At 71.6% G+C, this 25061-nt stretch carries 23 protein-coding genes and 1 tRNA gene; 13 read left to right on the top strand and 11 right to left on the bottom strand.

Translation table 11 applies throughout. The features are described from left to right. Positions 1-113: 113 nt before the first annotated feature. The 5 genes from IE317_RS21440 (at position 114) to IE317_RS21420 (ending at position 3879) form a co-directional block, all read left to right on the top strand. Complete coding sequence (locus IE317_RS21440) at positions 114-662, top strand: NADPH-dependent FMN reductase (protein WP_373309089.1); 549 nt, start codon at positions 114-116, stop codon at positions 660-662. A gap of 135 nt (positions 663-797) precedes the next feature. Next, positions 798-1220, top strand: a complete 423-nt coding sequence (locus IE317_RS21435; RefSeq protein WP_191312730.1) for an organic hydroperoxide resistance protein — start codon at positions 798-800, stop codon at positions 1218-1220. Positions 1221-1266: 46 nt separating this feature from the next. Then, complete coding sequence (locus IE317_RS21430; RefSeq protein WP_176174268.1) at positions 1267-1743, top strand: Dps family protein; 477 nt, start codon at positions 1267-1269, stop codon at positions 1741-1743. 72 nt (positions 1744-1815) lie between these two features. Next, a complete protein-coding gene (locus tag IE317_RS21425; protein ID WP_191312728.1) occupies positions 1816-3204 on the top strand; it encodes a glutamate decarboxylase in 1389 nt (462 codons plus the stop codon). A 48-nt stretch (positions 3205-3252) separates the two neighbouring features. Next, on the top strand, positions 3253-3879 hold the full coding sequence (locus IE317_RS21420; protein ID WP_191312726.1) for a TIGR03085 family metal-binding protein: 627 nt from the start codon (positions 3253-3255) through the stop codon (positions 3877-3879). Here IE317_RS21420 and IE317_RS21415 read toward each other — a convergent pair. The 5 genes from IE317_RS21415 to IE317_RS21395 are packed head-to-tail and all read right to left on the bottom strand — an operon-like array spanning position 3845 to position 9876. Next, positions 3845-4546: a hypothetical protein gene (locus tag IE317_RS21415; RefSeq protein WP_191312724.1), complete on the bottom strand. Its 702-nt coding sequence runs from the start codon at positions 4544-4546 to the stop codon at positions 3845-3847. The genes IE317_RS21420 and IE317_RS21415 overlap by 35 nt on opposite strands. Then, positions 4543-6354 (bottom strand): carbamoyltransferase family protein, encoded by a 1812-nt coding sequence (locus tag IE317_RS21410; RefSeq protein ID WP_191312722.1) that lies wholly within the window; start codon positions 6352-6354, stop codon positions 4543-4545. Before IE317_RS21410 ends, IE317_RS21415 begins: the two co-directional genes overlap by 4 nt. A 23-nt stretch (positions 6355-6377) precedes the next feature. After that, a complete protein-coding gene (locus tag IE317_RS21405) occupies positions 6378-7631 on the bottom strand; it encodes a hypothetical protein (RefSeq protein WP_191312720.1) in 1254 nt (417 codons plus the stop codon). Continuing rightward, positions 7628-8869 carry an ATP-grasp domain-containing protein gene (locus tag IE317_RS21400; RefSeq protein WP_191312718.1) on the bottom strand — a complete coding sequence of 414 codons (1242 nt, stop codon included), beginning with the start codon at positions 8867-8869 and terminating at the stop codon, positions 7628-7630. Before IE317_RS21400 ends, IE317_RS21405 begins: the two co-directional genes overlap by 4 nt. Further along, positions 8866-9876, bottom strand: coding sequence for a glycosyltransferase family 2 protein (locus IE317_RS21395; RefSeq protein WP_191312717.1), 1011 nt, complete (start codon positions 9874-9876; stop codon positions 8866-8868). The genes IE317_RS21400 and IE317_RS21395 overlap by 4 nt, the downstream gene beginning before the upstream one ends. Positions 9877-10197: 321 nt before the next feature. On the opposite strand from IE317_RS21395, the gene IE317_RS21390 reads away from it, so the two are divergent. The 5 genes from IE317_RS21390 to IE317_RS21370 are packed head-to-tail and all read left to right on the top strand — an operon-like array spanning position 10198 to position 14252. Continuing rightward, positions 10198-10917, top strand: coding sequence for a hypothetical protein (locus IE317_RS21390; protein WP_191312822.1), 720 nt, complete (start codon positions 10198-10200; stop codon positions 10915-10917). Continuing rightward, positions 10914-11954: a GNAT family N-acetyltransferase gene (locus tag IE317_RS21385; protein ID WP_191312715.1), complete on the top strand. Its 1041-nt coding sequence runs from the start codon at positions 10914-10916 to the stop codon at positions 11952-11954. Before IE317_RS21390 ends, IE317_RS21385 begins: the two co-directional genes overlap by 4 nt. Then, complete coding sequence (locus IE317_RS21380) at positions 11951-13018, top strand: hypothetical protein (RefSeq protein ID WP_229902828.1); 1068 nt, start codon at positions 11951-11953, stop codon at positions 13016-13018. The genes IE317_RS21385 and IE317_RS21380 overlap by 4 nt, the downstream gene beginning before the upstream one ends. Continuing rightward, positions 13015-14034, top strand: coding sequence for a GNAT family N-acetyltransferase (locus IE317_RS21375; protein WP_191312713.1), 1020 nt, complete (start codon positions 13015-13017; stop codon positions 14032-14034). The genes IE317_RS21380 and IE317_RS21375 overlap by 4 nt, the downstream gene beginning before the upstream one ends. 32 nt (positions 14035-14066) lie before the next feature. Continuing rightward, positions 14067-14252 (top strand): tautomerase family protein, encoded by a 186-nt coding sequence (locus IE317_RS21370; protein WP_191312711.1) that lies wholly within the window; start codon positions 14067-14069, stop codon positions 14250-14252. Positions 14253-14319: 67 nt separating this feature from the next. On the opposite strand, the gene IE317_RS21365 is transcribed toward IE317_RS21370, so the two are convergent. Then, complete coding sequence (locus tag IE317_RS21365; RefSeq protein WP_191312709.1) at positions 14320-16170, bottom strand: prolyl oligopeptidase family serine peptidase; 1851 nt, start codon at positions 16168-16170, stop codon at positions 14320-14322. A 39-nt stretch (positions 16171-16209) separates the two neighbouring features. Between IE317_RS21365 and IE317_RS21360 the strand changes: the two genes are divergently transcribed. Beyond that, entirely contained in the window at positions 16210-16983 is a 774-nt protein-coding gene (locus IE317_RS21360) for a methyltransferase domain-containing protein (RefSeq protein ID WP_191312707.1), read from the top strand. Between the two features lie 42 nt (positions 16984-17025). Here IE317_RS21360 and IE317_RS21355 read toward each other — a convergent pair. Further along, a tRNA-Pro gene (locus IE317_RS21355) sits at positions 17026-17099 on the bottom strand. Between the two features lie 29 nt (positions 17100-17128). Next, on the bottom strand, positions 17129-18109 hold the full coding sequence (locus IE317_RS21350) for a metallophosphoesterase (protein WP_191312705.1): 981 nt from the start codon (positions 18107-18109) through the stop codon (positions 17129-17131). 119 nt (positions 18110-18228) lie between these two features. Between IE317_RS21350 and IE317_RS21345 the strand changes: the two genes are divergently transcribed. Then, entirely contained in the window at positions 18229-19929 is a 1701-nt protein-coding gene (locus IE317_RS21345) for a serine/threonine-protein kinase (protein ID WP_191312703.1), read from the top strand. An 80-nt stretch (positions 19930-20009) separates the two neighbouring features. Here IE317_RS21345 and IE317_RS21340 read toward each other — a convergent pair whose 3' ends face one another. Then, positions 20010-22193 (bottom strand): transglycosylase domain-containing protein, encoded by a 2184-nt coding sequence (locus tag IE317_RS21340; RefSeq protein WP_229902827.1) that lies wholly within the window; start codon positions 22191-22193, stop codon positions 20010-20012. A gap of 344 nt (positions 22194-22537) precedes the next feature. Here IE317_RS21340 and IE317_RS21335 point away from each other — a divergent pair, with 344 nt between their 5' ends. Beyond that, positions 22538-22834, top strand: a complete 297-nt coding sequence (locus IE317_RS21335; protein ID WP_103340124.1) for a WhiB family transcriptional regulator — start codon at positions 22538-22540, stop codon at positions 22832-22834. Positions 22835-22916: 82 nt separating this feature from the next. Here the strand turns inward: IE317_RS21335 and IE317_RS21330 are convergent, their stop codons facing one another. Both IE317_RS21330 and IE317_RS21325 read right to left on the bottom strand, forming a co-directional pair. Beyond that, on the bottom strand, positions 22917-24038 hold the full coding sequence (locus IE317_RS21330) for an ArsA family ATPase (RefSeq protein WP_191312701.1): 1122 nt from the start codon (positions 24036-24038) through the stop codon (positions 22917-22919). Beyond that, positions 24035-25042, bottom strand: a complete 1008-nt coding sequence (locus IE317_RS21325; RefSeq protein WP_191312699.1) for an ArsA-related P-loop ATPase — start codon at positions 25040-25042, stop codon at positions 24035-24037. The genes IE317_RS21330 and IE317_RS21325 overlap by 4 nt, the downstream gene beginning before the upstream one ends. Positions 25043-25061: the final 19 nt, after the last annotated feature.

Raw genomic sequence — 25061 nt, 5'->3', positions numbered from 1 at the left:
CTTGTCAGTAGGTAACTGGTCCAGGTGTGACCGGCACCTCGGTCCCAGAGTCTGGTCCTCCAGTTAAGTAGAGGGGTTAGCCTGAAAACGTGACTTCAGCCAGGACGATCAACGTGCTCGGGATCGGCGGCTCTCTCCGCGAGGGTTCCCAGTCCGAACGCGCGCTGCAGATCGCGCTCGACGGCGCCGCCGAGGTGGGCGTCCGGACCCGGCTGATCACCGGCCCCGAACTCGTGCTGCCCTTCTACGACGCCGGTGTCCCCGAGCGCGACGAGCGCGCCACCCGGCTGGTGGAGGCCATCCGGGAGGCGGACGGGCTCATCGTCGTCTCGCCGGGCTACCACGGCGCGCTGTCCGGCCTGGTCAAGAACGCCCTGGACTACGTCGAGGACCTGCGCGGGGACACCCGCCCGTACCTCGACGGCCGCGCGGTCGGCCTCGCCGCCGTCGCCTACGGCTGGCAGGCCGCGGTGACCACGCTCGAGCAGCTCCGCACCATCACGCACGCGCTGCGCGGCTGGGCCACCCCGCTGGGCGGCTCGATCAACTCCGCCGAGACCAAGTTCGACGAGGCCGGCGGCGCGTCGGACGAGAAGAGCGTCCGCACCCTTCGCCTGATCGGGCGGCAGGTCGCCGAATTCGCGGTGACGCGCACCGCATGACGTTTCGCCCTGGGGGCGCCGGGTACGTAACCAGACGTGATGCCTGCCATGTGGGGGCACCGTTCCGCGGGTGCGGGATGTTGTGCCCAGTGAGACGCTCGTTGAGGAGCGTCCGCGACAGAAGGCAGGCTGAGCATGGGTCAGGCGCTTTACACCGCGGTGGCGACGGCGCGCGGCGACGGCCGCAACGGCGAAGTGACGTCCTCCGACGGCGTCATCGACGAGTCGCTGGCCGTCCCGAAGGAGATGGGCGGGCCCGGCGGGGACAAGACCAACCCCGAGCAGCTCTTCGCCGCCGGTTACTCGGCCTGCTTCCACAGCGCTCTGCAGCTGGTCGCCCGCCAGGCGAAGGTGCAGCTGACCGGCTCGACGGTGACCGCCGAGGTCAGCGTGCTCAAGCAGGAGGTCGGGTTCGGCCTCGGCGTCGCGCTGAACGTCTCGCTGCCGGGTCTCGACCAGGCCCAGGCCGACCAGCTGGTCGAGCAGGCGCACCAGGTGTGCCCGTACTCCAACGCGACCCGCGGCAACATCGAGGTCGCGCTCTCCGCCACCGTCTGACCCGCCACCCCCGGTCCGAACCAGTACGAGGAAGGATCACAACCAGATGAGCAAGTCTCCGATCAAGAGCCCGCTGTCCGAGGCCGACAAGGAGATCACCGGCAACGCCCTGCAGGCGACGCTGGTCGACCTGGTCGACCTGTCCCTCATCGCCAAGCAGGCGCACTGGAACGTCGTCGGGTCGAACTTCCGCAGCGCGCACCTGCAGCTCGACGAGCTCGTGAACACCGCCCGCCAGTACGTCGACGAGGTCGCCGAGCGCGCCAACGCCATCGGCATCTCGCCGAACGGCAAGGCCAAGACCGTCGTCGAGAGTTCGGGCGTGCCCGAGTACCCGGACAACTGGCAGTCGGTGGAGTCCACGGTCGCCGCGATCGTCGACATCCTGGCCGCCCTCATCGAGCGGCTGCGCCAGCGCATCGACGAGACCGACAAGAGCGACCTCGTCACGCAGGACCTGCTGATCGAGATCACCCGGGCGCTGGAAGAGGCGCACTGGATGTGGCAGGCCCAGCAGGCCTGATTTTCCCACCAAAGGGGCCGTTCCGGACGGAGCGGCCCCTTTCGCGCGCGTGTGGCCAGTACGTTCGGTGGCATGGTCTTGCATCAGGGGAACGCCGAGCGCCCGAACCGCGCGGCCGGGACGAATCCGCTGTACGCCGGGGCGAACCCGGCCCTCGCCGCGGACTTCGTCATGCCGCACGACAGGCTGCGCGAAGACTCGCTGCCGCCGGACACCGCGCTGCAGCTCGTGCGCGACGAGCTGATGCTGGACGGCAACGCGCGGCTCAACCTGGCCACGTTCGTCACGACCTGGATGGAACCGCAGGCGCGCGAGCTGATGGCCGAGTGCGTCGACAAGAACATGATCGACAAGGACGAGTACCCGCAGACGGCCGAGCTCGAGCGGCGCTGCGTGAACATCCTCGCCGACCTCTGGCACGCACCCGACCCCGCGGACGTCATGGGCTGCTCGACGACCGGATCGTCGGAAGCGTGCATGCTCGCCGGGATGGCGCTGAAGCGGCGCTGGAACCGTCACGGCCGCGGCGGCAAGCCCAACCTGGTGATGGGCGCGAACGTCCAGGTGTGCTGGGAGAAGTTCTGCGAGTACTGGGAGGTCGAGCCGCGCCTGGTCCCGATGGAGGGCGACCGCTACCACCTCACCGCCGACGAGGCGGTGGCCCGCTGCGACGAGAACACGATCGGCGTGGTGGCGATCCTCGGCTCGACGTTCGACGGCAGCTACGAGCCGGTCGCGGAGATCACCGCGGCCCTGGACGCGCTGGAGCAGCGGACCGGCTGGAACATCCCGGTGCACGTCGACGGCGCCTCGGGCGCGATGATCGCCCCCTTCCTCGACCCGGACCTGGAGTGGGACTTCCGCCTGCCGCGCGTGGCGTCGATCAACACGTCGGGCCACAAGTACGGGCTGGTGTACCCGGGGGTCGGCTGGGTGCTCTGGCGCGACAAGGCCGCGCTGCCGTCCGAGCTGGTGTTCAACGTCAACTACCTGGGCGGCGACATGCCGACGTTCGCGCTGAACTTCTCCCGCCCGGGCGCCGAGGTCGCGGCCCAGTACTACACGTTCGTGCGGCTCGGCCGCTCCGGGTTCGCGGCGGTGCAGCAGGCTTCGCGGGACGTCGCCACGCACCTGTCGTCCGGGATCGCCGGGCTCGGGCCGTTCTCGTTGCTGACCCGAGGTGACCAGCTGCCGGTGTTCGCGTTCACGACCGTTCCGGACGCGGGCTTCGACGTCTTCGACGTGTCCCGGCGGCTGCGCGAGCGGGGCTGGCTGGTGCCGGCGTACACGTTCCCGGAGAACCGGACGGACCTGGCGGTGCTGCGCATCGTGGTCCGCAACGGCTTCACGCACGACCTGGCCGACCTGCTGCTGGCGGACCTGGCCCGGGTGCTGCCGGAGCTGGAGCAGCTCGGCGGCCGCCCGAAGGACCCGGCCCAGGCGACGGCGTTCCACCACTAGCTCACCGCCACATCGCCAGGGCGGCTACCGGCGGGTAACGTCGAGGCCATGGGTGTCGCTGCTGACGAACGCCGGGCGCTGAGCGCGCTCTTCGAAGACCTCGGGCCGGACGCGCCGACGTTGTGCGAGGGCTGGACCACGCGGGACCTCGCCGCGCACCTCGTCGTGCGGGAGCACCGGCCGGACGCCGCGCCCGGCATCCTCGTGCCCGCGCTCGCCGGGTACACCCGGAAGGTGCAGGACCGCTACGCCGCCAAGCCCTGGGGCGAGCTCGTGGGCCAGGTCCGCACCGGCCCGGCGAAGTTCTGGCCCACCGCGATCGGCCCGCTCGACGAGCTCACGAACACCGCCGAGTTCCTCGTGCACCACGAGGACGTCCGGCGGGCGCAGCCCGGCTGGGAACCGCGGCCCGCGGACCCCACCCGGGACGCCGCCGCCTGGAAGTCGGCGAAGCAGGCCGCCAAGCTGAACCTGCGCAAGGCGCCGGTCGGCGTCACCCTCCGCACGAAAGACGGCCGCGAGGCCGCGGTCAAGACCGGGCCCGACCCGGTCACCGTGGTCGGCGACCCGGTCGACCTGCTGTTGTTCGTGTTCGGCCGCGACGCCGTGAAGCTCGGCTTCGAGGGCGACGCGGCCGCCGTCACGAAGCTGCAGGCTGTGAACCGCGGACTCTGACCGTCACCCACCGCCCCACCGGCAGCGCGACCACGATCGCGGCCAGCACCAGGTGCACGGCCATGAACGCGACCGCGGCCGGCACGCTCGGCGGCCCGCCGAGGAACACGATCATGTGCGACGCCCACTTCAGCTCGGTCGGCTTCGTCCCCGCCGACCAGACGTCGTTGAGCGCCCAGAACGTCAGGTCGTTCACACCCGAGATGACCACCAGGATCGACGCGACGCCGACCTTGAGCACGTTCGCCGTCCGGCCGCCGCCGAGGCGGTAGGCCAGCAGCGCGAACAGCACGATGAACGTCGTCACGAACAGCTCGAACTGGTACACCGGCTGGAACGCGTCGTCGTTCGTGGGCGCTTCCCTGGCGAACTGCTGGACCCGCATGACCAGTTCCGTGTCCAAATAGGACATGTAGACGAACACCGCGAACACGATCAGGGCCGGCCCGAACCGCCCGCGCGGGAACAGCGCCACGGTCAGCACCGCGAAGACGAACGGGCACAGCTTGAACGCCCAGTCGCCGACGTTGTCCAGCGTCTGGTCCGGCGGCAGCACCACCATGATCAGCAGCGTGGTGACCACCGCGGGAACGGCGGCCACCAGCCACAGCCACTGCCGCCGCCGGTACAGCGCGGCGACCAAACCGGGTGAATCCAGGACGGTCACTCTTCCTCCAGCCGCGGCTTCTCCACCCAGAACGGGCCGAGGGCCAGCGCGTCGACGTCGGTCTTCAGGTAGCAGGCGATGGCGTCCTGCGGGCTCGCCACGATCGGCTCGTTGTTGTCGTTGAACGAGGTGTTGACCACCATCGGCACCCCGGTCAGCTTCTCGAACTCGCTGATCATCCGGTAGTACAGCGGATTGTCCTCCCGGCTGACGGTCTGCACCCGCGCGGTCCCGTCGACGTGGGTGATCGCCGGGACCTCGGCGCGCTTGTCCGGCAGGACGTCGAACACCAGCAGCATCACCGGCGACGGGTAGTCGCTGACGAAGTACTCGCCCGCGCGCTCGGCCAGGCACGACGGCGCGAACGGGCGGAACGCCTCGCGGTGCTTGACCTTCTCGTTCATCCGCGTCTTCGATTCGGGGTCGCGCGGGTCGGCGACGAGGGAGCGGTTGCCGAGGGCCCGCGGGCCGCACTCCATCCGGCCCTGCACCCAGCCGACGATGCGGCCGTCGGCCACCTTCGCGGCCGTGTGCGCGGCGATGTCGTCGACACGCGCGTACTCGACCCCGGCGTCCTGCAACGCCACTTCCATCTCGGCCTCGGTGTACTCGGGACCGGTGTAGGTGTAGCCCTCGCGCGGGCGCGGCCGGTGGTACTTGCCGACCGAGACCTCGAGCGCGGCACCGAGCGCGCAGCCGTCGTCGGCGGCCGCGGGCTGGGCGAAGAAGTCCTCGAACGGTGTCTCCAGCAGGATCCGGCCGTTCATGACGCTGTTCAGCGCGACACCGCCGGCGACGCACAACCGCTTCGACCCCGTCTCACGCTGGAGCCACCGGGCCAGGTGCAGGCCGGCTTCCTCCAGCGTCACCTGCAGGGCGTAGGCGATGTCGCAGTAGTGCTGCGGCACCGGGTTCTCCGCCGTGACGCGGGTCTTCGGCCGGGCCGGGCCGAAGGTGTCGGTGAACTTCTTCGCCATCACGTGCTTGCCGGTCCGGTGGTGCCCGAACCAGCTGAGGTCCAGCTCGAAGCCGCCGTCGTCACTGAGGTGGATCAGCTGCTTGAACGCGTCGACGTAGGTGTCCTCGCCCAGCGGCGCGAGACCCATGATCTTGCCCTCGTCACGGGTCGGGTAGAAGCCGAGGTAGCCGGTGACGCCGGCGTACATCGCGCCGAGGGAGTGCGGGAACTTGATCCGCCGCAGGTCGACGATCCGGTCGCCGCGGCCGTGCGCGAGGTAGGTGGCCGTGCCGTCGCTGCCGATGCCGTCGAAGGTGAGCACGGCCGACTCGTCCCACGGCGAGATGAAGTAGCCGCTGGCCGCGTGCGCGCGGTGGTGGTCGACCAGGTGTGTCTTGAACTTCGTCGGACCGGTCCAGCCGACGGCTTCCTTGACGTCCTTCTCCAGCGTGTAGGAGCGCTTGATGTGCGCGAGGACCGCGCCGCCGACGTGGTAGTCGTCGCTGCCCGAGCCACCGCCGGTCTTGAACGTGTCCACCATCCCCGCGGACCGGCCGCCCTCGTCGCCGTTGGTGTTGCGGAAGACCTCCAGCGTGCCCGGGAAGTACCGGGCGAACACCTTGGCCGCGTGGATCCCCTCCTTCCAGCGCTGCCAGTAGTAGGCGACGTGGTCGACGTCGGCGAGGGTGATCCCGCCCTGCTCCAGGCAGAACTTGATGGCCTCGGCGGGGAAGCCGCCGTCGTGCTTGACGCGCGTGAAGCGTTCCTCTTCGGCGAAGGCGATGATCTCGCCGTCGCGCACGAGGGCCGCGGCCGAGTCGTGGACCCTGCTGATGCCCAGTACGTACATGACTTCCTCCCAGTGTGCAGACATCAGTGACGGCGGACCAGACGGCGCAGGACGGCCGCCTTGACCGCGAGCGCGAAGACGAGCGCGGCGAACCCGCCCACCGGCCCGAGCGGCGGGACGAGCAGGGCCGCGGCGGCGGCGGTCGCGACCAGTGAGACGACGGCGGCGCCCGACGTCAGCGTCAGCACCTTGCTGTTGGTGTTTTCGACGAGGAAGCTCGCGTAGATCCCGGTCGCGTACAACGCCGTCTCGACGAGCACGAGCACCCCGAGCACGACGTAGCTGTCTTCGTCGGTGAGCAACGCCCGCGTCGACGGCACCGCGAGCCCGGCGGCCAGCAGCACGGCGAACGCGATCCCGCCGCGCTCGACCAGCTTCAGCAGTTCGACGGCCCGGGCCCGGCCGGCCGCCGCGCCGGTGCCGCGCATCCGCCACGACGCCGTCGGCTGGTGCAGTTTCAGCTGGTAGAACACCAGCGAGCAGAACGCGCTCGACACGAGCAGCGCCAGGTAGAACGGGCCGCTTTCGGTGGTCCGTCCGGACAGCGCGAACACGCCGAACACCGTCGACGTCGCGAGCACGTCGAGCACCTCGGTCAGGCCGAGCAGGACCGTGCTGCGCCCGAAGGCCGGCAGGAGCCGGTGCCCCGGCAGCCCGCCGCCGCCCAGCCACGGCCGCGGCAGGAGCGCGACCGACGCGCCGAGGATCACCAGCAGGCCGCCGAGCAGCAGGGCCAGGTGCATCCCGGGCGGCCACCGCACCACCCACGTCAGGCAGGTCACCACGCCGACGACGACCGAGCCGGCGGTGAACGCCAATGCGTCCAATGTGGACTTCCCGCGCAGGCGGTGCAGGCCGGACACGGTCATCAGCAGGCCGCCGGAGATCGACCAGGCCGCCACGGTCAGGTACAGCGCCGCGTCCGAGCGCGGGGCCACCACGAGCGTGACGGCCATGGCGGCCAGCACCACCAGCACCGGCACCGCGGCGACCCGGACCGCGAGCGCGGCGACCGCGTCCAGGGTCAGCCGCAGCCGGGGGAGAGCCTTGAGCGCGGCCTTCTCCGCCGCGCCCGGGACGAAGTTGAGCCAGGTCATCAGGCCGAGCGCGTTCGCGAACCGCCCGTAGTCGCGGGCGCCCCACGCGGTGATCAGGACCAGGCCCATCAGCTGGACCGACAGCCGGAACGCGCCCCGGCCGGCGAGCAGCCGCAGCACCACCGCCGGCCGCGGCGGCGCCACGGCCGGCGCGGTGGTGGCCGAGGAGGGGCCCGTCACGGCAGGGGTACCGCCATGTCCTGCTCGTGGAGCAGGAACTTCAGCGTGCCGCGCACCGCGTTCTCCGCGGCGAGCAGCTCGGGCACCGAGTCGGCGGTGAGCACGGCGTACCCCAGCTTGTGGCCCGCCTGGTCGTACGGCCGGACGAAGGAACCCTCGTCGGCGAACAGGTGGAGCCCGACCAGCCCGGGCAGCGCGCGCACGTCCTCGACACCGTCCACTCGGGACAAGTGCCCGCCGCGGTCGGACGCGAGGACGTGCACCAGGGTGGGCTTCGGCTCGTGCAGGTCCAGCCGCACCTCACCGCCGGTCGCGGTGGCGATCCCGGCGGCGATCAGGTCGGCGCCGTGGCACTGCGCGATCGCTTCCGCGAGCCCGTTCCCGCCCATGCGGGCCCCCATCTCGACGAGGTACAGCTGCCCGTCGCGGCCGAGCACGGCGTCCAGCGTGAGCGGCCCGCTCCGGTAGCCGAGCTCGGTGCAGATCAGGTCGAGGGCCTCGATCAGCCGCAGTTCGGCGTCCGCCGGCAGCGCGGCGGGCAGCAGGTGCGACGACGTCACGAAGAACGGCGGCGGCGTGAGGGTCCGTTCGGTGACGGCGTGGAAGACGACCCGGCCGTCGACGACCAGCGCCTCGATCGTGAAGTGGGTGCCGTCGAGGTGTTCCTCGACGACCAGCCGTCCGGACGGCGAGAACGCGAGCGACTCGGCGAACGCACTGGTCAGCCGGCCCGGGCCGGGGCAGGAGACCACGCCCCGGCTACCGGAGGAGTCGACCGGCTTGACCAGGGCGGGGAACCGCAGCTGCTGGGCCGCGTGGACCAGTTCCGGCCCGGGGCGGCCGCTGACGCTGCGGTAGCCCGGCAGGCCGAGGTGGTCGCACAGGGCGCGGAACACCGCTTTGTCGGTCGAGGCCTCGACCGCGGCCACGGGCAGCGGATCCGGCATGCCCCAGTGCCGGGTCAGCCAGGCCAGTGCGGGCAGGCCGACGTCGCTGGCCGGGCACAGCACGCCGGCGAGGTCGTCACGGCCGTCGAGCGCGGCCGCGATCTGCTCCGGCGCGCGCACGCTGACCTGCAGGAACTCGTCGGCGTACGCCACGGCCGGTGCGCCGGGCCGGACGTCGACGCAGAGCGTGCGGAACCCCAGTTCCCGCGCTCGCTCGTAGGTGCTGACCGAACCGTCCGCGCCCCCCAGGATCACCAGGGTTCTCGCCGGGCCGTTCTTCGAACTCGTCACGCTGAAACGCCTTTCCCCAGTTGCACATCGATGAGCCGGGGACCCGCCGGGTCCTCCGAAGTGAAGAGCCGGTCGTCCGCCTCGACGGCGAAGTTCGCTTCCCGGACGTAGAACTGCCGGGGCCGCGGCTGTCCCGCACCGACCACGACGAGGTAGCGCACGGTCAGCGACAGGACGACCAGCAGCACGCTGAGCAGCGCGAACAGCAACGCGGCCGTGGCGCTCGCGCCGAGCAGCCCGAAGGCCGCCGCGGCGGCGGCCAGTACCCCGAGCCCGCCCGCGGACAGGGCGGTCGCGGACGCCGCCGTCGTCAGCCTCCGGGTGAACCCGACGAACAGCTCGATGGCGTGCGAAGCCAGGAAGCCGAAGCCGACCTTCGATTCGCCGCGTTCCCGGGCCCGGTGCGCCACCTGGACGCAGGTGTACCGGCTGGTCAGCCGGGGAACCGTGGCCAGGAAGTACGGCGTGCCGAGCCGCAGGTCGACGATCCGGCGGGCCAGCTCGGTGCGGACCAGCCGGAACGCGGTCGCGCCCGGCGGGATCTCGATGCGCAGCACGCGGCGGCCGAGGAAGTGGAACGCGGCGGTGCCCCAGCGGCGCAGCAGCGGGTCCTGGCGGTTGGTGCGGACCCCGAAGACCGCGTCGTTGCCCTGGCGGGCGGCTTCGATGAGCTTTTCCGCCTCGGCGGCGGGGAACTGCTGATCGGCGTCGACGTGCAGGACCCACGGCCGGGACGCATACCGGTAACCGGCCGAGAAAGCCGCTTCGAATCCGAAATTGCGGGTGAAAGACAGGTACCGCACGCGCGGGTCCGCGGCCGCGAGCGCGCGGATACCGGCGAGCGTGCCATCGGTGCTTCCGTCATCGACGAAAATAAGTTCGAGTGAATAGTGGCCCAGTTCGTTGGTTATTTCCCGATAGGACGGTTCGATATTTTCAACTTCGTTGAAGCACGGTACGACCACGGTGAGTCCACAGTCGACCGGGTCGGGAAAGGCCGTGGTCATCTGCGGCGCCAACGGCGAGTTGCCGGATTTGTGTCCGCGCGCTCACCGACAGTGCAAATGCTGAACATGAATCCCCCAGTTGGATCCGGTTGGACAGCATGCCGTTTTACGGCATCGCCGAGTTATAAGCATGCGGATCGTCGTTCGGGAGGGAATCCGGATGAATTAGTCCGTTCAGACGCAGACTAAAGTCGTGAGCCACCCGGCATTCGGGCTTCCTGCCGGCGAAGTGCTTCCGCTGACCCGGCGGATGACGCAGACTTCCCGGCCATGTGGAATCTGGGGGCGGGGGTCGTCTGGCGTGCTGCCTACGTCAGGGCGGTGCGGTCGGCGTTCGCCACGGTGCCGTTCTACCGCGAGCGCTGGGCGCTCGACGGCCGGGAGGACCCGGTTGTCGTGCCCGGTCGCACCGGGACGAACGGCGGCGCGGCACCCCTCGCGGAAGCTGTGCACAAACTCGTCGACCTCGTGCCGCTCGCCGGCGGCGCGCCACGGCCCGACCCCGCGCGCGGTCTCGGCCGGGTGCTGCGGACGGCCCGGGCTCCCGGGCCGGAGAGCCTGGTCGTCCTGCTCGGGCCGGACGGCCTGCGGCCGCCGTCCGACCTGCCGAAGGGGGTACGCGGCTGCGTCGCGGACCCGAACGGGCCGGGCGCCTCGGTGCTTCGCGAGCTGACGGCCGTGCTGCACCGGGGGCACCGCGTGCTCGTGGTCGGCGAAGACAAGGCCATCACCGCGGTCACCGCCGCGGTCCCCGAGGCCCACCGGATCGAGGCCGTGCCGCACCGCGAACTGGACTCGCTGGACAGCGGTCCCTACGGCGTGCTGCACGACCCGGTGCTCGGGTACCTCGGCGCACTCGGGAACTGCGGCCGGTGGCACCTCGACTGGCCGCACGTCTACGCGCGGCCCACCGCCGGCGGGCTCGCCTTCACCCTGCTGCGCCAGGATTCCCCGCGGTTCGTGGACGTCCTCCCGGCCGGTGGGGTGCGTGGCGAGATCGCTCCCTGCCCGCGCCACGGCACCCCGGTCGTCCTGACATGAGGTTCGAGTTCCACGATCCCCGCGTGGACCCGGCACCTGCGGGCTGGACGGAGTTCTTCCGGACCGCGCGGCTGCACCCGGTGTGGGACTACGAGCTGCTGGGCCTCGAAGCGTGGGGCGCCCGCAACCCGCAGCGGATCGCCGTCGCGAGGGACGGCGGCGAGATCGTGGCCGGGCTGTCCGTGCTGGTCTGCCACCCGCGGCTGGCTCCGCGGTTCGCGCCCGCGCCGGGACGGCGATCGCTGCGGCCGATCTGGGCCGAGGTGTTCCTGCCGTGGCTGAGCGGCTACCCGGGCATCGTGTTCGCGCCGGGTTTCCCGGCCGGCGACCGGGCCGCGCTGCTCCGCGAGTTCGAACGGGCGCTGCGGCGCCACCTCGGGCCCGGCCTCCTCGGCGTCCTCTACCGCGCGATCGACGAGGAGTTCGCGGGGCACACCGCGGGCCTCGGCCGCCTGGTCCGGCCCGCGCAGTCGACGGCCGTGCTGGAGAACCGGTTCCAGTCCGAAGAGGACTGGCTCAAGACGCTGCCCAGCGCCCGGCGTTCGAGCCTGCGACGGCGGCGCCGCCGGATCGCCGAAGACCCGGAGCTGGTCGTCCGCGGTGGACCCGGCCGCGACGACGTCGACGGCGCCGAGGTCGCCGCCCTGGTCAAGGCGCACCGGGAGCGCTACGGGAAGCTGCCGCTGGACACGCGCACGGTCCCGTCCGCGGGCTTCCTGCACCGGTTCATCCGGCGGCCGGACGTGCACACGCTCACCTACGCCGACCCCAGCGGCCGGCTGCTCGCGGTGAACACCCTCCTCGACCACCCGGACAGCCCGTGCCTGCAGCACTGGGCGGCGCTGCCGCTGGACGAGCGCGGCCGGGGATCGGGGCTGTACTTCGATTCCTACGTCCGCGCGGTGCGGTTCATGACGCAGCGCGGGGCGAAGGAGCTGTCGGCGGGCCGCGGGATGAACGAGCTCAAGGAGGAGCTGGGGTTCCTGCCGCGCAAGCTCTACGCGGCCGCGGCACCGAGGCCGGTGCTCGGCCGATGACCGCGCTCGCTTCGACGACGACAGCCGTGTCGGTCCACGACCCGCGGACCGACCCGCCGCCCGACGGCTGGGCCGCCTTCCGCAGCCGCTGCCTGCCGCCCGTGTGGGACTACGAGCTGCTGCGCCGCGAGGCGTGGCTGGCGAAGAACCCGCCGGTGCTCGCGGTGGTCCGGCGGGGCGCCCGGGTCGTCGGCGCGCTGTCGGTGATGGTGTGCCGCGGCTGGGGTGCGCGGGAGTTCGCGCCGGTGTCCGGTGGCCGGTTCCCGCTGCGCTGGGCCGAGGTCTACCTCCCGCTGCTGAGCGGCTATCCCGCGTGCGTCTTCGACGACGACGTCGACGCGCCTTCGCGGCGCGAGGCGATCCGCGAGTTCGAACGGGCGCTGCGGCAGTACGTCGGTGCCGGCCTGCTCGGGGTGGTCTACCGGGCGATGAATCCGGAGCTGGTGCCGGCGCTGACGGGCCGCGGCCGGATCAGCCGCGAGATCGATCCGGCCGCCGTGCTGCGCAACACCTACGCCACACCGGCCGAGTGGGAGGCGTCGCTGAGCCCCGAGGTCCGGCGGTACCTGCACGCCGACGTCGCCACCGAAGCGGCGTTCGGGCGGACCGACCTCGACCCGCACGAGCTGGCGGTGCTGCTCAACGCCCACCGCGCCCGGCAGGACGAACGCGCGTGGGCGGGCGGGCAGCGCTCGCGCGTCGGCGGGCTGCACCTGGACACCCGCAGCCCGATCGCGTCCGGGTACCTCGACGCGCTCGTCCGGCGGCCGGACGTGCTGACCCGCACCTACCGCGACGGCGACGGCCGGCTGCTCGGCTTCAACACGATGATCGACCAGGAGAGCGGCTGCGCGGTCCACCACTGGGCCGCGCTGCCGAGCGCGGCCGGCGGCCGGAAGGGTCTCTATGTCGACTGTTACGCGAAGTGCGTGGCCCACATGATCGCCGCGCGCAGGCCGGAGCTGACCGCGGGCCGGGCCATGCTGCCCGAGAAGTCCGCGCTGGGCTTCGGCACGCGGAGCCTGTTCTCGGTGGCCGTGCCCCGGCCGGTGCTGGGCCGATGATCGACGTCCTCGACCCGCGCCACGACCCGGAACCCGGGTACTGGACGGCGTTGCGCGAGCGGGCCGGGCTCCGGGCCGACTGGAGCTGGGAGGTGCTGGCCACGCAGGCCTGGGCCGCGCGGACCCCGCAGCCGATCACGGTGTTCCGGGACGGGGACCGGCCGTGCGGGGTGGTCAGCGCCGCGTGGGTCACCGCCCGCACCCGGCGGTACCGGTTCGCGGGGGCCGGCCGGGGCCGCGTGGGCGGTCTCGACGTCCGCGGGCCGGGCGCGAGTTCGCAACCCGGCTGGTGGTTCGACGGCGACGACGCCGACGGCGGCGTGCGGCGGCTGCTCGAAACGTACGTCCCGGCGATGCGGGCCGAGCTCGGGCCGGGGTTCGGCGGGCTGCTGCTGCGGCAGGTCGGGGCGGCGGGGCAGGACGCCGTCTCCGGCCGGTTCCGGCTGGTGCGGCGGACCGAGGACGTCGCCGTGCTCGACGTCGCGGAGTTCGGCTCCCGCGACGACTGGATGAACTCCCTGGCCCGGAAGCGGAAGCAGAACCTGCGCAAGATCTTCCGCACCTTCGACGCCGACCCGTCGGTCGAGGTGCGGTTCGTGCCGGGGAAGGACGCCGACCCGGTCGCCGTCGCGGAGGTGCTCCGGGTGAACGAGCGCAAGCACCACGACGTGCCGATCGTGCCGCTCCCGCACTTCACCGGCTACCTGACGGCGCTGCTGCGCCAGCCCGACGTCGGGGTGATCGAGTACCGGGACACGCGGACCGGCCGGCTGATCGCCCTGGCGACGTTGTTCGACCACCCGGAGCAGCCGATCGCCCGGCACTGGGGTGCGCTCCGGCCCGAGGACGGCGGCCGGCCGAACCTGTACTTCCACTTCTACGGCGAAGCGGTGCGCTGGGCGGTCGGGTGCGGGCGCACGTCCGTGGTGTTCGGCAAGAAGATGGCCGAGATGAAGGCCTCGCTGGGCGCGCGGCTGGTACCCCAGTACGCGGCCGCCATACCGGCGTGGTGCTAGCTTCCGGGCGTCACCTACCTGCAGGAGCCGCCATGCCGATGATCAGCGTTGCCATGTTCCCCGGCCGGACGCCGGCCCAGAAGAGCGCTCTGGTCCGCGAGCTGACCGACGCCTTCGTCCGCACCTGTGGCGGCAAGCCCGAAGGCGTCCAGGTGACGCTGGTCGAGATCGGCGCCGACCACTGGGCGTCCGGCGGCGTCCTCTACTCGGACCGCTGAGGGCACTTTCACGTGAAAGTGCCCCCCCCTCGCGAGGGACCTTTCACGTGAAAGTGCCGGTCCGGGGTCAGCGCAGGCCGAGGGCCCGCAGCGCGAAGTGGACCTCGATCGCGGTCTGCTTGATCGTCTCGGCGATCACCAGGGAGCCGTGGCCCGCGTCGTAGCGGTAGAACTCGTGGTGCAGGTCGCGGCCGCCGAGCCGGTCGAGGTAGTTCTCGATCTGGCGGATCGGGCAGCGCGGGTCGTTGTCGCCGGCCAGCACGAGCACCGGCGCCGTCACGGCGTCGACGTAGGTGATCGGCGAGCACTCCCGGTACACCGCCGGCACGTCCTCCGGCGAGCCGCCGAAGAGCGCGCGGTCGAACGAGCGCAGCTGCTCCATCTCGTCCTCGTACGCGGCGACGTAGTCGGCCACCGGCACCCCGGCGACGCCAGCCGCCCACCGCGACGGCTGCGTGCCGAGTGCGAGCAGGGACAGGTAGCCGCCCCAGGAAGCGCCGTTCACGACGCACTTCGCCGGGTCGCTCAGTCCGGTTTGGACGGCCCAGTCGTGCACCGCGGCGACGTCTTCCAGCTCGGTCAGGCCGGGGCGGCCTTCGATGGCGTCGCGCCAGGCCGAGCCGTAGCCGGTCGAGCCGCGGTAGTTGACCTCGACCACGGCGAACCCGGCGTCGAGCCAGGTCGCCCGATAAGCGGAGAAGCGGTCCTCGTCCGCCGCGTGCGGGCCGCCGTGCAGGGAGAACACCGTGGGCAGCGGGCCTTCCGGCGCGCCCGAGGGCCGCGAGACGAGCGCGTGGATCCGCCCGCCGACGCCTTCGACGAACGCGTCGGTCACCGGCTCCGACCCCGGCGCCCGCTCGCCCGGCGGCTCCAGGAGGATCGAGTCGGTGCCGTCGGTGGTCCGCGCCCGCACCGCGGCCGGCTCGGCGGCGCTGGACCACGAGTACTCGACCGTGCCGTCCGGGCGGACGCCCGCCCCGCCGATCCGGCCGGCCGGGGTGTCCACAGAGGACAAGTCAGCCGTCTCGAGGTCGTAGCGGTACAACGAACTGCGGCCTTCGTGGAAGTGGACGACGAGCAGGGCGCGCGCGTCCGGGTACCAGCCGGCGACGACCTCGCCGGGCAGGTCCAGTTCGAGTTCGGTCTCGGTGCCGGCCCGGACGTCCCAGACGAGCAGCTCCTCGCGGCCCCGGCGCTCGTGCAGCACCAGCAGCCGCTGGTCGCCCGGCAGCGGGGAGAATTCGAGGGCGGACAGGCCCTTGCCCTCGCCGTCCCACTTCTCGGCGACCGTCCCGAACCCGTCGGTCGCGAGCACCCGCAGCGCCGGGTGGCGCGAGTCGCCGTGCTCGGAGTGCGAGATCGCGATCAGGCTCTCGTCGCGGGACAGGGACGCGATGCCGGCGTCGTCCGGGTGGCTGTAGAAGCGGCGCGTCTCGCCGCCGATCCGGGCGAACAGCTCGCTGCCGTCGTCGGTCGAGACGCCGACCGCGACCAGCCGCGTGCCGATCTCGAGGCCGGCCGGGTAGCCGTCGTGGACGTCCGGGACGGCCTTCTCCGGCTTGCTCCCCTCGGTCGCGGCGAACGGCTCGCGCACCCAGGAGCCGAACTCGTCGCCGTCGGTGTCGTCGAACCACCAGATCCACTCGCCGTCGGGGGACGGCGTCGCGTGCAGGGTGCCGTTGGGCCGGTCGGTGACGCGGCGGTGCTCGTCCGTCGCGCGGTTCCAGGCGTAGACCTCCCAGACGCCGCTGGCGTTGGAGACGTAGACGTTGGCTTCCGGGGCGTCGCGGGCCCACTCGGGAACGGAGATGCGCGGGGCGTGGAAGCGGGCGCGCCAGCGGGCTTCGGCTTCGGCGTCGTCGAACAGCCGGTCCGGGACCACCGCGGGCGGATATTGGTTGGCTGACTGCGTGCTCACCCCTCGATCCTGCCACCTTCTGGCCGTACTGTGTGCGGGGTGCTGGAGGGTTACGCGCCGGGCTACGGTGCAGACGCGGTGTCGATGATGTCCGCGCGCACGGCGGCGGAGCGCGCGGTGTTCGCCCAGCCCCTGTTCCGGCCGGGCATGTGGGTGGTCGACCTCGGCTGCGGCCCCGGCTCGATCACCCTGGGCCTGGCCGCGGAGGCCCGGGTGGCGGGTGTCGACCGCGACGCGGGCCAGGTGGTCCTCGCCCGCCAGGCGGCCCGGCGCGCCGGTAGGTCCACAGTGGACTTCGTGGTCGGGTCGGCGTACGACTTGCCGTTCGCCTCCGGCAGCGTGGACGTGGCGTTCTCGCACGCGTTGTTCGAGCACCTGGCTTCTCCGGCCGACGCATTGGCGGAACTGCGCCGGGTGCTGCGCCCGGGCGGAAAGCTGGCGCTGTCCACATCGGACTGGAGCAAGGCTCGCCTGCGCCCGAAGACGGCGAACGTCGACGCGGCGCTGAGAGGTCACTACCTCTTGCGCCGCCGTGCGGGTGGTGACCCGTTCGCGGGGCGGCACATCGCGGAGGAGTGCGTCCGGGCGGGCTTCACGGAGGTGGCGTCGCGGGCGAAGTACCGCGAGGACATGAGCTACCGCGAGCTGGCGAAGTACGTGGAGTCGAGACTGGACGCGGCGATCGCGGACCCGGCGTTCGCTCGCGACCGCGACCAGCTGGCGAGCGCGGCCCGCTCGGCCGTGGTCTGGACCCGCGGCGGCGACGGGGACTTCAGCCAGTGCTGGGTCGAGGTGACGGCGACCAGACCCTGAAAACCAGAAGAGCCGGTGTCCGAAGACACCGGCTCTTACTCGTCGGGGTGGCGGGATTTGAACCCACGACCTCCTCGACCCGAACGAGGCACGCTACCAAGCTGCGCCACACCCCGAGGTACTGCTTAACGGGTCGAGGAGAAGTCTAGCGGACGCTGTCGCGGGCTTTACGGGGGGCTGCCTTTCGCGGCTCATCAGTGCCCGACCCGCGCGGGACCAGCGTCAACAGGCTCGCCTCGGGCGGGCACGCGAACCGGGCGGGCGCCCACGGCGACGTCCCCAAGCCGGCCGAGACGTGCAGCCACATGTGCGCCCCCCACCGCGAGGCTCCCCGCGCCCGGCTGCGATCCAGGTCACAGTTGGTGACGATGGCGCCGTAGCCCGGGAGCCGGAGCTGGCCGCCGTGGGTGTGGCCCGCGAGGACCAGGTCGTAACCGTCCGTGGCGAACGTGTCCAGCACGCGCGGCTCCGGCGAGTGCGTCACGCCGAGGCGGACGGCCGCGCCGCTGTCGGCCGGGCCCGCGATGTCGGTGTAGCGGTCGCGGCGCAGGTGCGGGTCGTCGACGCCGGCCGCGAACACCCGCTGCCCGCCGACGTCGATGGTGCGGCGCACGTGCGTCAGGTCGGTCCAGCCGTGCTCGACGAACGCCGCGCGCAGGTCGCGCCACGGCAGCTGGACGCCGTGGATGCGCTTCTTCTTGCCCTGCGGCATCAGGTAGCGGGCCGGGTTCTTCGGCTTGGGCGCGTAGTAGTCGTTGCTGCCGAAGACGAACACGCCGGGCCGGTCGAGCAGCGGGCCCAGCGCACGCAGCACGGCCGGGACGGCCGTCCGGTGCGAGAGGTTGTCGCCGGTGTTGACGACGAGGTCCGGGTTCAGCTCGTCGAGCGCGGCGACCCAGCGCTGCTTGCTGTGGTGGCCGGGCAGCATGTGCAGGTCGGAGACGTGCAGGATGGTGAACGGCCGCGACCCGGGGGCCAGAACGGGCAGTTCGGCGGTGCGGAGGGTCCAGCGGCGCCGTTCGATGCCGACGGCGTAACCGAGGGTGGCGGCGCCGAGCGCCACCGTCCCCGCGGCGAGGCGCGCGGCGGTCGCCCCCGACGTGCGTGTGTTACTGAGCGTGCTCACAAGCTCCAGGATACGTGCTCAACAGTTGGATGACTTCGCCGCCGTTACGGGGAACCTCCCGCATAGCATTTGCGTCGGCCCGGAGAAGGGTGTTCAAGCCGGGGGGCTTGGGGAGAACGATGGAGCAGTTCGGGCCGTACCGGCTTGAAGGCGTGCTGGGCCGCGGCGGCATGGGCGAGGTCCACCGCGCGTACGACACCGCGCACGACCGCGTCGTCGCGCTGAAGCTGTTGTCCGAGCCGTTCGTCACCGACGAGGCCTTCCGCGCGCGGTTCCGCCGCGAGTCGCAGATCGTCGCGCGGCTGCGGGAACCGCACGTGATCCCGATCCACGCCTACGGCGAGATCGACGGCCGCCTCTACCTCGACATGCGGCTCGTCGAAGGACGCGACCTGAAGGAGCTGCTCGAGGACGGCCCGCTCGACCCCGCGCGGGCCGCCGGGATCGTGGCCCAGGTCGCCGGGGCGCTCGACGCCGCCCACGCCGACGGCCTGGTGCACCGCGACGTCAAGCCGTCGAACGTGCTCGTCACGAGTGCGGACTTCGTGTACCTGGTGGACTTCGGCATCGCGCGGTCGATGACCGCCGAGGGGACGTCGATCACCGGCACCGGCAACGTGATCGGCACCCTCGACTACATGGCGCCGGAACGCTTCGGCGACGCCCCGATCACCGGGCTCGTCGACGTCTACGCGCTGGCGTGCGTGTTCTTCGAGTGCCTCACCGGCCACCGCCCGTTCCCGGCCGAGGGCGCGGCCGCGCAGATGGGCGCGCACCTGACCGCGCCACCGCCGGTGCTTTCCCGCGCGCGGCCGGGCCTCCCGCCGGCGCTGGACGCCGTGGTGGCGCGCGGAATGGCGAAGGACCCCGCGGACCGGTACCCGACGGCGGGAGCGTTCGCCGACGCCGTCCGCGCGGCCGTGACCGCCCCGGCGCCGCCGATGCCGACGTGGCAGAAGACGCTGCCGGGCCCGGTGCCGCCGCCACCCACCCGGTCCGGGCCGATCCCGCTCGGCCCGCCGACCGGCTTCCACCCCGCGCCGCCACCGCCCATCCGGTTCACCGGGCCGTCGGGCAAGGTCAGCCCGGCCGCGCCCGTACCGCCGAAGTCGCAGCGGAACCGGTGGATCGCGCTGTGCGCCGCACTGGCGGGGATCGTCGTGGTGGCGCTGGTGGTCACCTACGTCGTGACGCGGGACAGAACGACCCAGACCGCGGGGCCGGGCCCGACGAACCCGCCGAGCACCAGCGAATCTCCCACGCCGTCGACGCCGCCGTCACCGGCCACTTCGGACGAGCGACCGTCCACTTCGGAATCGAAGCCGCTGCGCGACGAAAAGCTGCACGCCGCCCTGCCGCCGATCTACCGGACGTGCACCGACGCGGCGGCCCCCGCCGGGACGGCCGCGGCGGTCGAGTGCGGCGCCTCGGCCGTCGGTGACGTCAAGATCGGCAACGTCTGGTTCCCGGAACCGACCGGCGCGCGGTTCCTCCGCTTCGCCGATGCCGCGGCGATGGACGCGTTCTTCCAGGACATCGTGAAGACGCAGGGCCTCACCCGCAACGACGCCCAAGGTGCGTGCCGCCCCAAGAAGTACCCCAAGATCTGGGGCACGTACTACCGGGCGGAGGTGCCCAACCCGGTCCCGGGCGAGTACCTGACCTGCTTCCTGGGCGACCCGGCCCAGCTGGTGTGGACGGAGAAGAAGAACCTGGTGGCGGGCATTCTGCTGTCCACGAAGGTCACCACGAACGACGATCTCGACAAGCTCTACGCGTGGTGGAACTCGCTGATCCTGGTGGACATGGGAAGCAGCTGACCGCGTAGCCCCTCGTGAGTGGTAAGGCGGGTTCCAACCCGCCCTACCACTCACGACCGCCGGTGCTGGAGAGCAGCTGCCTAGCGGGGGCCGCCGCCCGTGTACTTCGGGTCCGGAGCGGGAAGCTCCATCCTCGGCTGGCTGGCGTCCATGATGTTCTTCATCGCGCCGAACCAGGTCCGGGCCGGGGCCTTGCCACCGAAGATGTTGCCGCCGCCCGGGCAGACGCGGACGTTGCCGGGACCCGCGTCGCAGATACCGCCCTGGCCGCCGCCGAACTTGAACGTCATCGCCGCGCCCGCCAGCTGGGGCGTGCCGCCGACGAACGTGGCCGAGACGTTGCCCTGCGTCGTGCCCGTCTTGCCGATCATCGGGCGGTCCCAGCCGACGCCGTTGGCCGCGGCGAACGACGTGCCGCCCGGCTGGTCGTCCTTGCTCATCCCGACGGCGAGGGTGTTCGCCAGGCCCTCGGGCACCGCCTGCTCGCACGGGGCTTCCTTGACCGGCACCGGGTTCCCGTTGCGGTCGGTCACCCCGGCGATCGGCGTCGGCGGGCACCAGACGCCGCCGGAGAGGATGGTCGCCGCGACGTTGCCCAGCTCCAGGCCGCTCAGCGGGCTGAAGCCCAGGGTGAAGGCGCCGAGGCCGGGACTGTTGCCTCGGGGGCCGTAGAACTCGGCCTGGCTCAGGCGCTTCTCGTCCCGCTCCGCCTTCGGGTCGACCGGCCCGCCCCCGATGTTGCTGGCCATCGTTTCGCGCATGCCGAGCCGCTTGGCCATGTCGATGGCCGGACCGGTGCTGCCGAGCCGGTCCTCGAGTTCCACGAACGTGGTGTTCGGAGAGGTCGCCAGTGCGGTCTGGAGCGTCGCATTCGCGGCGGTCTTGCTGTAGTCGGCCGCGTTGCCGACGCAGTACCAGTAGGTGTTGGGCTTGCCCGTCGGCGTGGTGCTGCACCCGCCCTTGCCGGTCGTGAACACGTGCGAGGTGTAGGTCTCCGGCAGGTCCACTGGCGAGTAGATGCCCGCCAGCCCCTTGTCGAGGACGGCCGCACTGGTGAAGATCTTGTACGTCGACCCCGCACCACCGGTGTTGTAGACACCCGCAGGCAGCGCGTACGTCGTCTGGCCCTCGTCCTGGTTCTGGCCGTAGTCCCGGTTCGCCGCCAACGCGACCACTTCGTGCCGGTCCTTACCCGGCTTGACCAGCGACAACGTGTTCGCCACGTACTGCTGCGTCTTTTTGACCTGCGCCTCCGCCGAGACCTTCGCCTCGTGGTTGGCGCGCTCGTCCAGCGTGCTCTTGATCGTGTAGCCGCCGGTGTAGAGCTGGTCCTTGGTCATCCCGCCGGCCTTGAGGAGGTAGTCCTCGACGTACTGGCAGAAGAAGCCGGCCTCCGGGCCCGCGCCGATGCAGTTGGCCGGCGGCTTCTTCGGGGAGTCCGGGACCACGCCCAGCGGCTCGGCCTTGAAGCGGTCCGCGTCGGCCTTGGCCAGCTTCTTGTTGTCGACCATCCGGTCGAGCACCAGGTTGCGGCGCGCGGTGGCCTTGTCCGGGTGGTTCCACGGGTCGTTGTTGATCGGGTTGTTCACCAGGCCGGCCAGCAGCGCGGCCTGCGGCACGGTGAGCTTCTCCGGGGTCGTGTCGAAGTACGCGTGCGCCGCCGCGCCGATCCCGAAGATCTGCCGGGAGAACTCGACGATGTTGAGGTAACCGGCCAGGATCTGCTGCTTGGTCAGCTTCGTCTCGAGCTGGATCGCGATCCGCGCTTCCTTGAGCTTGCGGGCGATCGACTGCTCCTGGGCCTTCTTCTGGCCGACCTGGTCGGTTCGGTAGACCACGTTGATCAGGTAGTTCTTCACGTACTGCTGGGTCAGCGTCGAGGCGCCCTGGGTGTCGGCACCGGTGCTGTTGCTGACGGCCGCGCGCAGCGTGCCCTGCCAGTCGACGCCGTGGTGCTCGTAGAACCGCTTGTCCTCGACCGAGACCAGCGCCCATTTCATGGCCTCGTTGACCTGGTTCTCGTTGATCGGCAGCCGGTACTGGTTGTACAGGGTCGCGATCGGCTTGCCGGTGTTGTCGGTGACCGTCGTCACCAGGGGCGGTGGGATGTCCGCGAGGTCGGAGGAGGTCTTCTCCACCGTCTCGCTGGCCTGGTTCGACATGACGCCGGCGGCCCCCACGACGGGGAAGAGCATGCCGGCGACGAGCACCCCCGCGAGCAGACAGAGGCCGATGAGCTTGAACAAACCATCCGCTTTTCGCACGAGGGCCAGGCTACCCGGAACGGCTCAGGCGCCGGTGACGCCGTGTCTCCACAGGTGTGGATTCAGTGACAAAACAGCCCCCCTTCGGTGACATCTGGTAACGGAAGGCATTCTGGGTCTCGACGGGGGGAACCGAGGGCCCCTACAGTCCGTCAACGTCTCACGAAGAAAAGCCGTCGGATGGATCAACGCGAGTGGGAGCTCGCCTGCTCCGTTCGGCGGCACCGGCACCGGGGAGGTGCCCGGGTAACCGACGTGAGCTGAGGGAGACACGCTCGCGGGGGCAGGGCGCGCAGTGCCTTTCCCCGCTGGTGCGTCGATCACCAGGGTAGGGAGCTGGGGGTATGGAAACCAACCAGTCGAGCTGGCGAATCAACGCGTCCTGCCGGGACGCCGATCCGGACGGCCTGTTCGTCCGGGGCGCGGAGCAGAACCGGGCCAAGGCGGTCTGCATGGGCTGCCCGGTCCGGACGGAATGCCTCGCCGAAGCACTCGACGGCCGGATCAACTTCGGCGTGTGGGGAGGCATGACCGAACGGGAGCGGCGGGCGCTGCTGCGCCGCCGCCCCGACGTGGTGAGCTGGGCGGAGCTGCTCGAAGCCGCCAAGCGGGACGCGGAGGAACGCGTCTCCGTCGGCTGAGCGTCCTGCCGCACAGACGCAGTGAATGACTCATTCCTGGCATCCGACGCCAGGAATGAGTCATTCACTGCATGCGGCGGGGTCAGCCGGCGAGCTTCACGCCGATGTCGCGCAGGCCGTCGAGGTCGTGGACGTCGCCGGCCAGTGCCGGCACCTTCGCCAGTGCCACTTCCGGGTGCGCCCTGGTGAACCGGGCCAGCAGCCGCTCTTCGCGCGCCGCCAGTTCGACGCGGTCGGCGTGCAGGCGCAGCACGGCCTCGGCCAGCGGCGCGTTCGTGTCGCCCTCCTCCAGCGACTCGGCCGCGGCCAGCGCCTCCGAGCCGGACAGCTTCGCGAGCACCGGGTGCGTCCGGTTCGCGATCAGCCCGGCCAGCGGCATCGACTCGGCCGACAGCCGCTCCACGAAGTAAGACGCCTCGCGCAGCGCGTCCGGCTCCGGCGCGGCGACGACCAGGAACGACGTCCCGGACGAGCGCAGCAGCTCAGCCGTCTTGCGGGCGCGCTCGCGGAAGCCGCCGAACATGCTGTCGAAGGCCTGCATGAACGCCGACGCGTCGGTCAGCAGCTGGCCGCCGATGATCGTCGACACGGCCTTGGCGAACATCGAGAACCCGGCGTTGACCACCTTGCGCAGGCCCCAGCCGCCGGCCTTCGCCGGCGCGGTGAGCAGCCGGATCATCCGGCCGTCCAGCGCGCTCGACAGCCGGGTCGGCGCGTCGAGGAAGTCCAGCGCGGACCGGCTCGGCGGGGTGTCGACGATGATCAGGTCCCACTCGCCGGTGGCGGCGAGCTGGCCCAGCTTCTCCATCGCCATGTACTCCTGCGTGCCGGAGAACGACGTGGAAATCGTCTGGTAGAAGGGGTTCTGGAGCAGCTGCTCGGCGCGTTCCGGCCCGGCGTGCACGCGCACCATGTCGTCGAAGGTGCGGCGCATGTCGAGCATCATCGCCCAGAGCTCGCCCTTGGGCTCGAACCCCTCGACCTGCACCTGCTTCGGGTGGTTGCCGAGTTCGCGCAGGCCGAGCGCCTGGGCCAGCCGCCGGGCGGGGTCGATGGTCAGCACCACGGTCTGGCGGCCGCGCTCGGCCGCGCGCAGGGCCAGCGCCGCGGCCGTGGTCGTCTTCCCGACGCCGCCGGAGCCGCAGCAGACGATCACGCGGCTCTCCGGGGCGTCGAGCAGGGCGTCGATGTCGATCGTGGTCACAACCGCACCCCCTGGTCGGTCAGGGCTTCCGCCAGCTCGTAGAGGGCGGCGACGTCGATGCCGTCGGTCACGTCCGGCAGTTCGAGGGTCGGCAGGTCGGCCTCGGCGAGCTGCTCGCGGGCCCGCTGCTCGGCGGCGACCCGCACGGCGTGTTCGACCGTTTCTTCCACGAGCGCGTCCAACGTGTCTTCCGGCAGTTTCAGCCCGGCCGAAGCGAGCCCGGTGCGGACGCGGGAGGCGTCGACGCGCCCGTCCGCGGCCGCGGTGATCGAGCGGGCGGGCAGCCGCTCCGGCCGGACCCGGTTGACCAGCACCGCGCCCGGGCGCAGGTCGGCGCCGTCCAGCTCGGCCACGGCCTCGACGGTCTCGCGCACCGGCATCTCTTCCAGCAGCGTGGCCAGGTGCACGGCGGTCTCGCCGGAGTGCAGCAGGCGGACGACGCCGTCGGCCTGGCCGCGGATCGGGCCGGTCTTCGCGAGGTCGGTCAGCGCCTTGGTGACGTCGAGGAACTTGACGACCCGGCCGGTCGGCGGCGAGTCGACGACGACGGCGTCGTAGGTGTGCCGCCCGTCGGACTCGGTCCGGCCGACGCACTCCTTGATCTTCCCGGTGAGCAGGACGTCCCGCAGGCCAGGGGCCAGGGTGGTGGCGAACTCGATCGCGCCCATCCGCCGCAGCGTCCGGCCGGCGAAGCCGAGGTTGTAGAACATTTCGAAGTATTCGAGCAGCGCGGCTTCGACGTCGATGTGCAGCGCGCGCAGCTCCCCGCCGCCCGGGACGGCGGCGATGCGCTGCTCGGCGTAGGGCAGCGGCTCGGTGTCGAAGAGCTGGGCGATGCCCTGCCGGCCTTCGACCTCGATGAGCAGCACCCGGCGGCCTTCGCGGGCGAGCGCCAGGCCGAGCGCGGCGGCGAGCGTCGTCTTCCCGGTCCCGCCCTTGCCGGTGACGAAGTGCAGCCGGGCGCGGGCAAGCTCGTCGGTCCAGCCGGCGTGGGAAGCGGTCACTTCTTCACCCTAATTCAGC

Origin of the sequence: Amycolatopsis bullii (assembly GCF_014654205.1) — a bacterium.
In the GTDB taxonomy this organism is placed as follows: Bacteria; Actinomycetota; Actinomycetes; order Mycobacteriales; family Pseudonocardiaceae; genus Amycolatopsis; species Amycolatopsis plumensis.
This window is presented reverse-complemented; position numbering and strand designations above follow the sequence as displayed.